16 protein-coding genes are annotated in these 12675 nt (G+C 46.5%); 5 read left to right on the top strand and 11 right to left on the bottom strand.

What is annotated here, in order from left to right:
* The 7 genes from Q0200_RS03700 to Q0200_RS03670 form a co-directional block, all read right to left on the bottom strand.
* The coding region (locus Q0200_RS03700) for a phosphoethanolamine--lipid A transferase (RefSeq protein WP_297937896.1) at window positions 1–1442 on the bottom strand (1442 nt) is incomplete at its 3' end.
* 170 nt (window positions 1443–1612) lie between these two features.
* Window positions 1613–1969, bottom strand: coding sequence for a diacylglycerol kinase (locus Q0200_RS03695; RefSeq protein WP_297937893.1), 357 nt, complete (start codon window positions 1967–1969; stop codon window positions 1613–1615).
* A 125-nt stretch (window positions 1970–2094) separates the two neighbouring features.
* On the bottom strand, window positions 2095–3300 hold the full coding sequence (locus tag Q0200_RS03690; RefSeq protein ID WP_297937890.1) for a multidrug effflux MFS transporter: 1206 nt from the start codon (window positions 3298–3300) through the stop codon (window positions 2095–2097).
* A gap of 166 nt (window positions 3301–3466) precedes the next feature.
* Window positions 3467–3640 carry a DUF2892 domain-containing protein gene (locus Q0200_RS03685; protein ID WP_297937887.1) on the bottom strand — a complete coding sequence of 58 codons (174 nt, stop codon included), beginning with the start codon at window positions 3638–3640 and terminating at the stop codon, window positions 3467–3469.
* Window positions 3634–3846, bottom strand: a complete 213-nt coding sequence (locus Q0200_RS03680) for a DUF2892 domain-containing protein (RefSeq protein WP_297937884.1) — start codon at window positions 3844–3846, stop codon at window positions 3634–3636. The genes Q0200_RS03685 and Q0200_RS03680 overlap by 7 nt, the downstream gene beginning before the upstream one ends.
* A 10-nt stretch (window positions 3847–3856) precedes the next feature.
* Window positions 3857–5203, bottom strand: coding sequence for an FAD/NAD(P)-binding oxidoreductase (locus tag Q0200_RS03675; RefSeq protein WP_297937881.1), 1347 nt, complete (start codon window positions 5201–5203; stop codon window positions 3857–3859).
* Between the two features lie 65 nt (window positions 5204–5268).
* Complete coding sequence (locus Q0200_RS03670) at window positions 5269–5904, bottom strand: Crp/Fnr family transcriptional regulator (RefSeq protein ID WP_297937878.1); 636 nt, start codon at window positions 5902–5904, stop codon at window positions 5269–5271.
* A gap of 167 nt (window positions 5905–6071) precedes the next feature.
* On the opposite strand from Q0200_RS03670, the gene Q0200_RS03665 reads away from it, so the two are divergent.
* On the top strand, window positions 6072–7028 hold the full coding sequence (locus Q0200_RS03665; protein WP_297937875.1) for an SLAC1 anion channel family protein: 957 nt from the start codon (window positions 6072–6074) through the stop codon (window positions 7026–7028).
* Between the two features lie 143 nt (window positions 7029–7171).
* Here the strand turns inward: Q0200_RS03665 and Q0200_RS03660 are convergent, their stop codons facing one another.
* From Q0200_RS03660 to Q0200_RS03645, 4 genes are all read right to left on the bottom strand, one after another.
* A complete protein-coding gene (locus Q0200_RS03660) occupies window positions 7172–7477 on the bottom strand; it encodes a lactoferrin binding protein (RefSeq protein ID WP_297937873.1) in 306 nt (101 codons plus the stop codon).
* A 49-nt stretch (window positions 7478–7526) separates the two neighbouring features.
* On the bottom strand, window positions 7527–8243 hold the full coding sequence (locus Q0200_RS03655; RefSeq protein WP_297937870.1) for a hypothetical protein: 717 nt from the start codon (window positions 8241–8243) through the stop codon (window positions 7527–7529).
* 470 nt (window positions 8244–8713) lie between these two features.
* Window positions 8714–9124 (bottom strand): hypothetical protein, encoded by a 411-nt coding sequence (locus Q0200_RS03650; protein WP_297937867.1) that lies wholly within the window; start codon window positions 9122–9124, stop codon window positions 8714–8716.
* 10 nt (window positions 9125–9134) lie between these two features.
* The gene (locus tag Q0200_RS03645) at window positions 9135–9512 is read right to left on the bottom strand and encodes a hypothetical protein (protein ID WP_297937865.1); all 378 of its coding nucleotides are present in this window, start codon (window positions 9510–9512) and stop codon (window positions 9135–9137) included.
* 88 nt (window positions 9513–9600) lie between these two features.
* Here Q0200_RS03645 and Q0200_RS03640 point away from each other — a divergent pair, with 88 nt between their 5' ends.
* The 4 genes from Q0200_RS03640 (at window position 9601) to Q0200_RS03625 (ending at window position 12230) form a co-directional block, all read left to right on the top strand.
* On the top strand, window positions 9601–10116 hold the full coding sequence (locus tag Q0200_RS03640) for an ATP/GTP-binding protein (protein WP_297937862.1): 516 nt from the start codon (window positions 9601–9603) through the stop codon (window positions 10114–10116).
* A 54-nt stretch (window positions 10117–10170) separates the two neighbouring features.
* Window positions 10171–10866 carry a dUTP diphosphatase gene (locus Q0200_RS03635; RefSeq protein ID WP_297937860.1) on the top strand — a complete coding sequence of 232 codons (696 nt, stop codon included), beginning with the start codon at window positions 10171–10173 and terminating at the stop codon, window positions 10864–10866.
* 378 nt (window positions 10867–11244) lie between these two features.
* Window positions 11245–11979, top strand: a complete 735-nt coding sequence (locus Q0200_RS03630; protein ID WP_297937858.1) for an EI24 domain-containing protein — start codon at window positions 11245–11247, stop codon at window positions 11977–11979.
* A 62-nt stretch (window positions 11980–12041) separates the two neighbouring features.
* Window positions 12042–12230: a hypothetical protein gene (locus Q0200_RS03625; RefSeq protein ID WP_297937855.1), complete on the top strand. Its 189-nt coding sequence runs from the start codon at window positions 12042–12044 to the stop codon at window positions 12228–12230.
* Window positions 12231–12675 lie beyond the last annotated feature (445 nt).

Here is a 12675-nt window from a genome sequence, read left to right as displayed (position 1 = left end):
GCGTCGTCCTTTTGCGCGCGCAGGCGAGATAGCGTCCTTTCATCGTTCGTATACGCCATCATCGGGATGTGCTTTTGTGTTTCGGGCGCGATGGCGTAGGGCATGCCGTGCAGATAGATGCCGTTTTCGCCCAGGCTCTCGCCGTGATCGGAGAAGTACCAAACCGCGCTTTTATCGCCGCCCGCGTCCTTGACCGCCTTTATCACCTCGTCAATGAAAAAATCGGTAAAAAGCAGCGTGTTGTCGTAGGTATTTACGATGCTTTCGCTATCGCAGGAGCTAAGCTCGCTCGTGTCGCAAGTCGGGGTAAATTTGCGAAATTCGCTCGGATAGCGCGCGTAGTAGGCCGGTCCGTGCGAGCCTTGCAGATGTAGGACGATGATCTCGTTTTGCGCGAGATTTTCGAGGCGTTTTTTGAGGGAGGTCAGCATATTCGTATCGTATCCGGCGTCAAAATACTCGACGTCGTCCGCGTCCAAGCGGTCGCAAACACCCTTGCACTTGCCCGAGTTGTTGCCTAGCCACACTACCTTGACGCCCGCGCGTTTTAGGATATCAAGCGCGTTTTCGCTAAATTCTTTGCTACTGTACTCGCTTCTTGTGGATTTTGAAAACAAGCACGGCAGCGAGACGGCTGTAGCCGTTCCGCACGAGCGAGCATCGCTAAAATAGACTAAATTGGGCTCATTTTTCGTGTAAAAATTCGTGTCGTTTTTAGCGTATCCGCCGAGCGAATAGTTTTTCGCGCGGGCCGTTTCGCCCACGATCAGCACCATCAACCGTCGCTCGTTGCTCGGCTTCATCATAGCGTCTAGACCGATTTGCCTAAATTCGGGCTTGAAAAACTCGAGTTTTATATACTTTTGCGCCGCGTAAATCGGATAAAACGGCAGGTTGTAGGCTCTGATGAAGCTGTTTTCTCGAAAAAACGGGATGAATGATTTGGTTTGTGGCAAAAATAGAGCCGCCGCGAGGGCTAGAAACCCGAAAAATGCGGCAAATTTGACCTTTAAATGCCGCCTTGCGCCGCCGTATTCAATCCTCGTAAATGCGACCAAAAGGCAGGGCAAAATACCCAAAAATAGCATGTAGCAAACGAGTTTTGGATTTAAAAAGCTTAACACCTCGCCTGCGTCCGTTTGTGCGACGTTTCTTATCATTTCACTATCGATTATGATACCGTAGCTTTGCATGAAGTAGCTGCTAGTGCACGTAATAGCGATCGTTGCGATACTAACGGGCTTAGCTAGATAGGGCAAAAAAACGAGCGAAAATAGCGCGCAAAGCAGAGAAAAATAGATGATCGGCAGACTCGCGGCCATAGGCGCGTCCGCGTCAAAACTAAGCTTTGAGTAGGCGAATTTAAATAATGTGAAATTTAGCGCGGCGATAAAAACGGCGTTTAAAAGCGTAAATTTAAACCAAGAAATACGTAGCTTCATAGCTTTCCTAATATTGATAATAAGAGTGGAACTTTATCCAAAAAAAGCTTAAAGCTTTAGTCTTTAACGGTAAAATTTGAGCTCAAATTTGACGCCAAATATCAAATTTGAGTTTCTAAATTTAGCTTGTGGGCGTAAATTTAGTAGCCACTTTGGGTGAATTTTACTCGCTAAAATGCCAGCGCAAACAGCGTCCACGCCCAAGTTATCGCAGCCGTACCGATAGAGAGGCAAACGGCGGCAGAGGCGCAGTCTTTGGCGATTTTAGCCAATGGATGAAAGTCTGGTGAAACGAGATCTACCACCGCTTCGATCGCGGTATTTAGGCACTCGCAGATCAAAACGAGGCTAAAAACGGCGATCAGTAGCGCGTGCTGCGTGACGGAAACGGGTAAAAATAGCGAAACTACTGCGAGCGGGACGATGACACAAAGCTCAAAGCGAAACGCCGCCTCGTTTTTTAGCATCGCAGCAAGCCCCTCGAATGCAAATTTGGAGTTTTTAAAAAAGTTGTATTTTGGTTTCATATTTTGCCTTTAAATTTGCGCAATGATAGCGTAAATTTGCTTTATAAGGCGCTTTTGCGGACGGCGCGATAAACAAAAACGTAGTCAAATTTGCCGCTCAAATTTGATAAAACTCGGCTAGTTTTTTACTCATCAGAAATCTTTGAAGTCTTGTAAAGTAGCGCAAAAGCCGTCGCTCCGATAAGCGCAAAGCTCGCAACCATCGGTAGTAGCGTACCCTCAAATAGCTGTCCGATCGCGACGCCGATAGGAAGCGAGATAAATGTAGAAACCGAGCCGATAAGCGCAGCCGCCATGCCCGCGATCTTGCCCATGGGCTCCATCGCCATCGCGTTTAGGTTGCCAAAAAGTATGCTCACGCAAAAAAAGCTACTCATACAAAATGCCATAAAAGCCCACAGCGGCGGCACTCCGTCATACGCGATGACGACTGGCAAAAACGCGACCGCGATAACGCAAAACGCCCCCATCGCTCGCAGGCTAAGATAGCGCATGCCGTAGATCATCACGAGCTTTGCGTTTATCATCGATGCGACACCCAGAGCTAGGGCGTTTATCGCAAAATATATAGGAAATTCGTTGCCTAGCTTGTAACTCACCTCGAAAATCTGCTGAGCGGTGCTGATATAGCTCAAAAACATCCCGAAAATCAGCCCCAAAACGATCGTGTAGCCTGCGGTACGTCTGTTTTTCACGACCTGCGCGGCTTCGCTTTTTATCAAATTTAAGCTAAATTTATTGCGATTTTGCGCAGGTAGGGTCTCGCTCTGACGCAGTCCAAACCACGCTAGGCACGCAAGCCCCATAAAAGTAAGCATCAAAAATATGCTGCGCCAACTATAAATTTTAAAAATAAAGCCGCCGATGATGGGAGCGAGTGTCGGCACGATGATAAAAACTGCCGCGATAAAGCTCATCACGCGAGCCATCGCGCGTCCCTCGTAAAGATCGCGGATAAGCGCCATCGCGATGATCCTAGGGCCCGCAGCGCCTAGCCCCTGGAAAAACCTGCTCGCCAAAAGCGCAGCAAAATCGCTCGTGACGACCGAAATAAAGGAGCTTGCCGTAAATATCGCAAGCGCTAGCAGCACGGCGTTTCGTCGTCCGATAAAGTCGCTAAGCGGCCCGTAAAATATCTGCCCGACGGCAAAGCCCGCAAACATCGAGGATATGACGAGCTGGGTTTGATTTATCTGTGTCACGTCAAGATCTAGGCCGATTTGCATGAGTGCTGGCAACATCGCGTCGGTGCTCATGGCTCCAAGCGAGGTTAGAAGTGCCATAAGCGCGATAAATTCTACAAAAGGTATGGTTTTGGGGATAAATTTCATCTTAAATTCCGCTTTTTGGATTTGGGATTGATTGTATAAAAAATAAGCTTAAATTTTGAGGTTGGTTTGGGTAGAAATTGGCGCCAAATTAAATTTGATCTATCTAAAAAGCGCGGACTCAAATTTGAGGTTAAATTTAAGCCCGCGCGAGTAAATTCGGCTAAATTTAACGCTTTAGCGAACAGCGATTTAAAAAGTAGCAAGCGGGGCAAAATCCCGTAACGCCCACGATAAAGGGCACGAGTCCCACTAGCCCCCACCAGCTGCCAAACGCGGCTCCAGCGATCATTATCGCTAGCCCGATCAGCGCTCTCATTATCCTAGTTTTTTTACTTAGCATTGCATTTTCCTTTCTTTGTTTTTACATTTTTTACACGTATTTATACCAAAAAATTTATAAAGAGGACAATAACCATAAACAGCCGTCAGTAGCGGCACGAGTCCGACCAGCCACAGCCAGCACTCGCAGACGAACCCAAATGCGTATATCCAAACCGCAGCGATTACTAGGCGGATAGTTTTATCTAAAATCCCGACGTTTTGCATTTTCTCTCCTTTATGCTAGACCTCTTATCATGCCTTGCATGACCATCGGCTTCATCATATATAGCTTCATCGCCCAGTTTAGATAGCTCTCGCGAGTCGCGCCCATGCACGCTATCGTAGGCTCGGGCTTGCCCGTCCAGTTAAACTCCACCATCACCGCCTTGCCGAATTTCGTTAGCAGCGGGCAGGCGGTGTAGCCGCCGTATCTAACACTCGGTTCACGTCCTTTTATAACGTCGGCTAGATTTTGCGCCAGCACTGGATACATCTTGCGTATACTAGCTCCGGTTTTACCGGCGGGAAATCCGCAAACGTCGCCGATAGCAAATATATTTTTAAATTTCGAGTGTTGCAGCGTCTCGCGCGTGAGGCTAATCCAGTTGCCTGCCGCATCGCCCTTTTCTACGCTTAGCCCTGCATCGGCGTAGATTTTAGAAGCCTTCATGCGAGGCACTAGGTGTAGGTAGTCAAATTTTACTTCGACTAGCTCTTTAGCGAGTTTATTTTCGCCGTTTTCGCGGTACGGCATAGCGTGCTCAAATACCGCTATATTGGCACTTTTATCCACCTCAACCAGCTGATGCGAGGTAAAATACTTCACGTCTCGCTCCTCCAGCATCCCTTCTATCATTTTAGCATAAATCGGAGCGGAAAATACCGTCCGCGCACCCGAGTATATCGAGATATCAAGCTTGTCTCTGTTACCTAAATTTCGCGCCATATCTTCGGTTAGCAGCGTTACTTTTTTATTTGCGCCCGAACACTTCATCGGTGTTTTGTTGTCGCTAAAGACTATCTTGCCGCCTTCTTTGCCGACTTTTTTCATTATACCGGACATAGCAACGGCGCCAGGGATCGTGTAGATAGAGGTCACGTTGTCGCTACCGATATCGTCGGCGCTAAGTCCTTTTACGCTCTCAAACTCATACTCCGCTCCGCTAGCTATCACGAGGTAGTCGTAGTTCAAATTTGACCCATCCTCTAGCTTGACGGAATTTGCCCCCGAATCGATGGATACGGCATTTTGCTTTATCCATTTTACGCCGTCTGGGATCAAATTTGATTTTTCGTAGGTTATGTCTTCGGGCAGATAGTGACCGGCTGCGATGAGCGTAAAGCCGGGCTGATAGTAGAAGTACTCGTCCTTATCAAGGACCGTTAGTTCGGCGTTTGGCATATCTCGTCGTAGTTTCGCCGCTAGGCTGATGCCGCCTAGACCACCGCCGATTATTAGGATATTTGCGCGGATGTCAGCATTTTCTCCCGCATTTAGCTTGCTAGCACCTGCGACTCCCGCCGCCACTAGCCCCGCCGCGCCTAAAATTTTCAAGACGCCTCTTCTGTCGATGCTTTGCATAAAAGCTCCTTTTAGAAGTTATTGTCAAATCATAGCGCATTTTAAAATTTAAATATGTAACAAAGTCACCTTAACGTCACGACTCCGCGTTTTAGCTCGACGAGCCCCTTTTTCTGCATCTCTTTTAGTGCTCTTGATACCGCCTCTCGCGCGCTAGCGATGTCGTTTGCGATCTGTTCGTGCGTGATCTTTAGCCCGTTTTTCGCGCCGTTTTGCTCGAGGAAATTTATTATTCTCCGAGCTAGAGGCAAAAACAGCGTCTGATCCATAGCGGTTATCGCCGAGCTAAACCTCGTCGCCATAAGCTCTAGCGCGTGATTTGCCACCTGCGAATAGTTTTCGCGTAGCCTCTTAAATATCTCCCTTGGGATCAAAATCATCTGCACGTCATCTTCGATTTGTAAATTTATCTCCGCTTGTAGCGCTCCTAGCGAGCAAAAGCCGCACAGCATACAGTTATCGCCGTCTTGCAGGTTAAAGACGGTGATCTCTTTAAAATTACTCGTGCTAACCAGCCCGCGCGCACGCCCGCTTATGATTATCGCGTAGCCAAGGCAGCCGTCTTTTGGGTATATTCTTTCACCCTTTTTAAAGCTTTTTAGCGTCGCGCTTTTTAACACCGCCTCTTCATCTTGCGCACTAAGCGTAAATTTAGAGGTAAACCGCTGCTTTAGCGTATCTTTTAGCTCGCCTCCAGGCATATGCACTCCTTGATTAAATTCGGTTTTGTTTAATTATATTTTCTTTTACGTAAAAGCGCGGTGATAAAATTTAGCTACAAAATATTTTAAGCATTGATTTATTTTGTGACTAACTCACCGAAATTGCGCTAAAATTGGGGTAAAATTTAGAAAAAACGAGGAAAAATATGAAAACGCAGGATGAAAAACCAAGCTGGCTGCAGCACTTTCCGATCATGTTTTACACCGTAGTTATGGGGCTTGGCGGACTGGCTCTCGCATTTGAGCGGCTAAATTTGATCTTTGATATCTCAGGCGCGGTTTTTGAGATTTTACGCGGCACGGCTAGCCTAGCATACGCGCTCATCTGCGCTTGTTACGTGGCAAAGCTGATAAAATACCCAGGGGCTTGCAAGGCGGAGTTTTCCCACCCGGTGCGCGTAAATTTTTTCGCCGCCTTTTCGATCGGCACGCTATTAGTCGCCTCGCTCTGGCGGGACTTCGCGCCCGTTTATGACGCGCTTTTTTGCGCGGGCACGGCGTTTCAGACCTTTATCACGCTGCACGTCGTGTCCTTTTGGATCAAAAATAACGTCCAGATCGCGCACTCAAACCCCGCGTGGTTCATCCCGATCGTGGGTAATCTCTTCGTCCCGCTAGCCACGCCCGCCGCGAGCGAGCTTGCGTGGTATTACTTTGCGATCGGGATATTTTTTTGGCCCGTGCTTTTTGCGGTTTTGTTTTACCGCATCATCTTTCACGATCAGATGCCGCAGAAATTTATCCCGACGCTTTTCATCGTGATCGCGCCGCCCGCGATGGCGTTTTTGGACTACGTCAAGCTCACCGGCGGATTTGACGCGACGGCGAAGATCATGCTCTACGTCACGCTATTTTTCGCGCTTCTAATCCTTTTTATGTTTAAAAGCTTTTTGCGGCTTAAATTTTTCCTCTCGTGGTGGGCGTTTACCTTCCCGACGGCTGCGGCTAGTATCGCGTTTTTGCGAGCGTTCGAGTTTAACGGGATTAAGTTTTTCTTGTTTGCGGGAGCGGCGGGTTTTGCTATCCTATGCGTTTTTATAGGTATCGTGGGCTTTTGCACGGTAAAAGCTATGCGGCGCGGCGAAATTTGCGTGCCTGAATGACGGTTTTGTAAATTTGAGTAAATTTAAAAATCCGCGCTCAAATTTAACTTTCAAGCGCGGATATGCAAGCTTGCTAAATTACTTTAGATTGATTTAACTAAACACGCTCTTTTGGTTGGATTATAAACCTGAGCAACTCAAATTTATTTCATAACCCCCATCATTTTCATCATATTTTCAAGCTCTTTAACCTCGGCTATGCCCTGACTGCACATAGCTTCTTGTTCTTCTTTGCTAAGCTTTTTTATGCTCGCGTAGTCGGCCTCAAACTCTTTTTTAGTTGCGGCGGCATCAAAGTCTTTTTCGCCTTGAGCTTTGGCTTGTTTTGCCATCGCATCGATGAAGTCGTAAGAAACTTTTTTGTACTCCTCGCAAGTAGCAGGCATATCAGCTGCCGCAAGATGTCCGGCAAAAGCGCAAAGCGCGACGAAAAGCAGTGATTTTTTCATATTTATCCTTTTTAAAAAATGTGGCGTATGATAGCGAAATTTAAATAAATTAGCCTTGACGCGCGATAAATTCGCTAAAAGTTATCTCTCGTGCGTAAAATTTAATTCCGAGCGAGGCGAGTTTGTCTTGCAGCGGTAGCGCCAGCTCCTCTATGCCGCTAAATACGCAAAGCGGCAAATTTTGCGCCCTCTCTTTGGTCACTGTAAAGCTCCCATCTTCAAAAAATTTCTTTAAAAACACGAGCGTTTTTACCTTATCGGCACCCAAGTCCTCGATGAAAACGCTGAAATATTTATATTCGGGCTTCGCGCGCGCTTCATCTTTCTGCGCGTAATCGTCCGCCAGCTCGCGGTAAAATTCATTATCCAAATCGGCAAGCGGAGCGATCGCTTCAAGCGAGCAAGGCGCCTCAAGCGCGGCAAGTGCGGTTAAAATTTCTTCAAATTTAACGATATCGTCCGCGACCTTTATCGGCTCCCACGAGCCAGCGCCGTGATAGGCAAAATACACAGGTGAGGCGTCCTCCAGGGCAAAATCCACGAAAAACGGATCGTCCATGCCGTTACGCGCGATGACCCGCCAGCTCTTGCGCCACTGCCCGGGTGTATCGTCCGCAAGCTCCTCGCCAGTTTTGCGGCTAGAGAGCCTATATCCCTCCTGAAAACTCTCAAACTCGCCCTCCTCGGGGTAGAAAAAAGGCAGTAAAATGCACTCTGAAACGATACGCTTGCGGATAAAATTTCGGATCAAATTCGGGATTTGCACGGCACGACCTTTGGGTTAAATTTGAGCGAATTTTAGCAGAGTTTTTAATCCGCGCAAAATTTATGTTCAAATTTGACGGATACGAAAGAAAATGGGCTTAACCAAGAGATAAATTTTACGTTCAAATTTTACGCTCCCGCTCAAACGGATGCAGCGCCTGACTTCGTCAGCACGAAAATTTCGGCTCGCCTTCGTATCGCCTGAAATTTTCGGCGCATATGTTTTTGCTAGAAGCGCAAAATTTCAGCAAAAGGCAATGTTTGCGGTTTTGCCAAGATCGACAAATTGCAAATTTGAGCGCAAAAAGACAAGCGGAAGTATCGCGAGATGATTTTGAGAGTTGTGTAGAAATTTTAAGTCAAGGCTAGACCTCTGCTTGCAGTTGCGAACAAAGCGAAGCAAAGGTAGTCTGCCGCAGACTTAAAATTTCAAATCTCTCTCAAAAGCACTCGCGAGACAAGCCTTTTTATTCAATTTGCTCTCTGCCAGATTATTTTCTTCCCAAACCCCAACGCATTATGCGTAAATTTAACCCAGCCAAGGCTCAAACTATAAAGGCTCGGGTTAATCGCCAAAGCGTAAGGGAAACGCGCGAAGTAGATTTTGCTTTGCTGCGCGGTTGCGGGGGCGGCTAGGGCGCGAAACTGCGCGCCCTCTATCTTGCCCACCACCTTCGTATCAAGCGCTACCGTGCCGGCCACGCAAGGCTCTGCTAAAAACGCTTTCACGTGGGCGCTCTGCTCCCCGCCAGCTACGATAAAAGCCAATTTTTCCTCGTCAAAAGCGTAAAAGCAGCTCGCGCAGTAAGGTTTGCCGTCATCTAAAACAGCAAGGCTAAGCAGGTGCATCTTGTGGATAAATTTTAAAATTTTTTCGTCCATTTCGTCCGCCTTAAGCGCTAAAAATTTGAGCCAAATTTGCCGAAACCCAGCTAAAATTTAGCGCCAAAAAGCAAGCTAAAACTAACCAAAAAGCAAAGATAAAAAGCTCGGTTCTGACAAATTTAGCTCCCGCTTGTTCGCGTTTAAACAAAGCCACCGCAAGCCCAGCCGCAAAGCCGCCGATAAAGCTAAAATAGTGCACCGCCGCGGGCTTAACAAAGCTTGGTAGTTTACCCGCGAAAAATAGCAAAAATATCGTAAGCGAGATCAAATTTGCCAGTAAAAAATAAAACGCGACGACGGGAATTTGCGGGAAAAATCCGTGCAAAACGAAGCTCAAAACGGTCGCGCTAATGAGCAAAAATACACGCGTGGCAAAACAGCACATTTTCATCCTTTTTTTGAGTGATTTTAGCGCAAGGGGTATTAAGAAAAAAGAAATTTAGTCGATATAAAGCCAAAAGGAACGACAAATCATGAAACTACAAAACTACCAAAGCGCGAGCCTAAACAGCTTTGATTTTAGCTTTAAAACCAGCAGCGGCGACGAGATAAATCTAAAAATGTACGACAACAAAACAGTAGACTACGCTAGCGCCAAAACAGCCGGTGCATCGGCATCCGCACTCACTCTCACGCACGAGTACGGCTATAGCTTTTCGTATAAAGGCGACGGTCTGGACGCGCGCGATAAAGAGGAGCTGGCAGCCGCTCTAGAAAAGATAGCGCCTAGCATCGATAAATTTATGAAAAACGTCAAAGATGGCGAGGATCCTATATTTTCGCGCGTTACAAATCTCGCAAACTCCCTTCGCAAAGAGCTTCCCGAGGTAAAAGACGCAAATCATAAAAATTTTATCGCGGACGGCACGCTAAAGCTTTTTGATAGGCTGATGGAACAAAACAAAGCGGATGCTAAGCTACTGCAAAACTCCAAAAAGCTCTTTGACGAGCTCATTTCTCAGCTGGATAGCTTTAAATTTTACGTTTAGTTCGCGGTTTAAAATTTTCGCTATAATTCATAAATTTTAAAAATAGGAAAATTTATGAACGCGAATGAAAAAATCACCCAAATGCTAAATCTCCAGCAGAGCCTAAACGACGATACAAACGGCATCGGCTGGGAAAACGGCATAAACAAAAACGGCAAACTCATCAGCTGGAAACGCTGCATATATATGGAGTGCGCCGAGCTCATAGATAGCTTTGCCTGGAAGCACTGGAAAAGCATAAACGCGCCGACAAATGAAGACAATCTGCGCGTCGAGGTCGTGGATATCTGGCACTTTTTGATGAGTTTGATGCTCGAGCAGTACAAGCTAAATAACCTCGGCGACATCGCAAAACTATCAAGCGATATCTGCGCTAGTAGCGGCTTTGAGGCGTTTTGCCGCGAGCCGTTTAACGTCGCTGATGAAAACATCTACGAGATCATAAACGACGTCGAAATGCTCATAAACAAGTGCTCTGGCTTTGAGTATTCGCTCTTTGACCTGCTTAAAATTTACTTCACGATGAGTCTAAAATGCGGCGTAAATCTCAGCTCGCTTTACGAGTGCTACGTCGGTAAAAACGTGCTAAATCGCTTCCGCCAAGACCGCGGCTACAAAGAGGGTGCGTATAAAAAGGTCTGGAACGGCAAGGAAGATAATGCCGTTATGAACGAGATTTTAGCTCGCGGACTAAAAAGCGTGGATGAGATCTACGCCGCGCTCGAGGGCGAGTACAAGGCGGTAAAATAAAATTTGATGTCTTTGCGGGCTAAATTTGCGCCTCTTTGGTCGTTAAATTTAGCAAATTTAACTCGCCGCCAGGCAGTTTAAGTCGCGGGCATTTTAAATTTGAGCGTGGTTTAGCCGGCAAAAATTTACGCCGCATGCAAGTCTCGCGCCACCAAAAAGCTGGGTAAATTTGAGTAAATTTAGCTAAATTTGCAGCCTATTTTAAATCGGTCAAATTTAGCCGCGAAGTCTATACTTGCGTTAAATTTGCGCGCCATTGGAAACATTCGCCGCGCCGCTTTGCGCAAAGCAAAAAATGCGCGTCAAATTTATAAAACCGCCGCGCCCAAGCGCACTTTTTGCCGCAAAACGGCATAAATTTAAACAAATGGAGATTCATTGTTCGCTGATATTTTACGCCTTTCGATAAAGGACCTTTTCACGCCCAAATTTATCGCGCTTTCTATCTTGCCGCTCGTTTTTTCCGCGCTCATTATCGCGGCTATTGCGATGTTTGGCGGACGCGAGCTATACGAGGCGCTAAACGCCGCCATATTGGGCGAGTCAGGCGCGCTGGCCGAGTATCCGATGGCGGCTAAAATCCTTAGCCTAGGCATCGCAAAATGGCTCATCGGCGCGATATTTTACGCGGTCGGCGCATATCTGGTCGTTATGCTTTCGGTTTTTTGCGCGCTCGCGGTTGCGGGCTTTCTAACTCCAGTGGTCGCCCGCGAGATAAACCGCAGACACTACCGCGTGGACGAGGCGCAGCTAGCAAACGTCAGCCTAGCTCGCCAAACGGCTCTCATGGGTCAAATTTTGCTCAAATTTTTCCTGATCGCGCTTATTTGCGTGCCGATTTTGGCCGTGCCCGCACTAAATTTCCTCGCCCTGCACCCGGCATTTTTTTATCTTTATTATTCGCTACTTTTCATCGACGTCGCGCCAAATGCCCTCTCGCGGCACAAATTCGAGCTTTATTTGCTCGATTACGGCGGATACAAATTTAAAGCCGCCGCACTGTGCTTTTACCTGCTTTGCTTGGTGCCTATTTTCGGGCTTTTCTTGCAGGTTTTTTTCATTATTTACTTTTCGCATTTTTTCTTTTTACGCGAGACTTCGCGCTTGACGTAAATCATTTCAAATCAGCGAAAAAATAAATAAAATAAGCCGAAATTTTTAAAAAAGGAAAACAAATGAGAACTGAAAATATCGTAGTTTGCAACGTCTGCGGACAAAAAAGCACGGAAAACGAAAACGCCGTATTTATCTGCGCCCACAAAAACGGCGAAGAGGTCGACATCTGCACGGCATGCATCCCTAGCGTCATCCACGGCTCGGGCCTAGTAGTTCGCAGCAACGACGAAATCAAAGAGGATATGTAACCGATTTTAGCCCGCTTTGGGCTAAATTTGATTTTTTACTATTTTAACCCGCCCAATTTTACTCCCGCTTTGTATATACCCCGTAAAGCTAGTCATAGACAATAAAAAGCGCGTGCGATCCGAGCTTAAATTTTAGCTAGCGCAGGCGTAAATTTAAAATTTAAGCGGGCGAAATTTGACGAGAATAGCCGCAAATTTGCCCACTAAATTTCAAATTTGACGAATTCTCGCCAAATACGCAAAAACTAAAACGGCAAAAACGCACCGCCGTAAATTTAAATATCCTAAATTTAGCATAGTCCCGCCAAAGCCGATCAAAATCTCCGTCAAAAGCCCAAACAAAACTACAACAAATTTATCAAAAAGTTACGTTTGATAAATTTAGTTTCGATACGTAACACTTATCGCCTAAAATAAAAATATAAAAATAAATTTAAATAAAAAT

This window comes from uncultured Campylobacter sp. (genome assembly GCF_938045225.1).
Taxonomy (GTDB): Bacteria; Campylobacterota; Campylobacteria; order Campylobacterales; family Campylobacteraceae; genus Campylobacter_A.
The sequence above is the reverse complement of the archived record's forward strand: the minus strand, read 5'-3'. Positions and strand labels throughout refer to the sequence as shown.

Excerpts from the sequence above, each read along its gene's own strand:
- Q0200_RS03695 (WP_297937893.1), bottom strand. The coding sequence starts at position 1,969 with ATGAAACCAAAATACAACTTTTTTAAAAACTCCAAATTTGCATTCGAG.
- Q0200_RS03690 (WP_297937890.1), bottom strand. The coding sequence starts at position 3,300 with ATGAAATTTATCCCCAAAACCATACCTTTTGTAGAATTTATCGCGCTT.
- Q0200_RS03685 (WP_297937887.1), bottom strand. The coding sequence starts at position 3,640 with ATGCTAAGTAAAAAAACTAGGATAATGAGAGCGCTGATCGGGCTAGCG.
- Q0200_RS03680 (WP_297937884.1), bottom strand. The coding sequence starts at position 3,846 with ATGCAAAACGTCGGGATTTTAGATAAAACTATCCGCCTAGTAATCGCT.
- Q0200_RS03675 (WP_297937881.1), bottom strand. The coding sequence starts at position 5,203 with ATGCAAAGCATCGACAGAAGAGGCGTCTTGAAAATTTTAGGCGCGGCG.
- Q0200_RS03670 (WP_297937878.1), bottom strand. The coding sequence starts at position 5,904 with ATGCCTGGAGGCGAGCTAAAAGATACGCTAAAGCAGCGGTTTACCTCT.
- Q0200_RS03665 (WP_297937875.1), top strand. The coding sequence starts at position 6,072 with ATGAAAACGCAGGATGAAAAACCAAGCTGGCTGCAGCACTTTCCGATC.
- Q0200_RS03660 (WP_297937873.1), bottom strand. The coding sequence starts at position 7,477 with ATGAAAAAATCACTGCTTTTCGTCGCGCTTTGCGCTTTTGCCGGACAT.
- Q0200_RS03650 (WP_297937867.1), bottom strand. The coding sequence starts at position 9,124 with ATGGACGAAAAAATTTTAAAATTTATCCACAAGATGCACCTGCTTAGC.
- Q0200_RS03645 (WP_297937865.1), bottom strand. The coding sequence starts at position 9,512 with ATGTGCTGTTTTGCCACGCGTGTATTTTTGCTCATTAGCGCGACCGTT.
- Q0200_RS03640 (WP_297937862.1), top strand. The coding sequence starts at position 9,601 with ATGAAACTACAAAACTACCAAAGCGCGAGCCTAAACAGCTTTGATTTT.
- Q0200_RS03635 (WP_297937860.1), top strand. The coding sequence starts at position 10,171 with ATGAACGCGAATGAAAAAATCACCCAAATGCTAAATCTCCAGCAGAGC.
- Q0200_RS03625 (WP_297937855.1), top strand. The coding sequence starts at position 12,042 with ATGAGAACTGAAAATATCGTAGTTTGCAACGTCTGCGGACAAAAAAGC.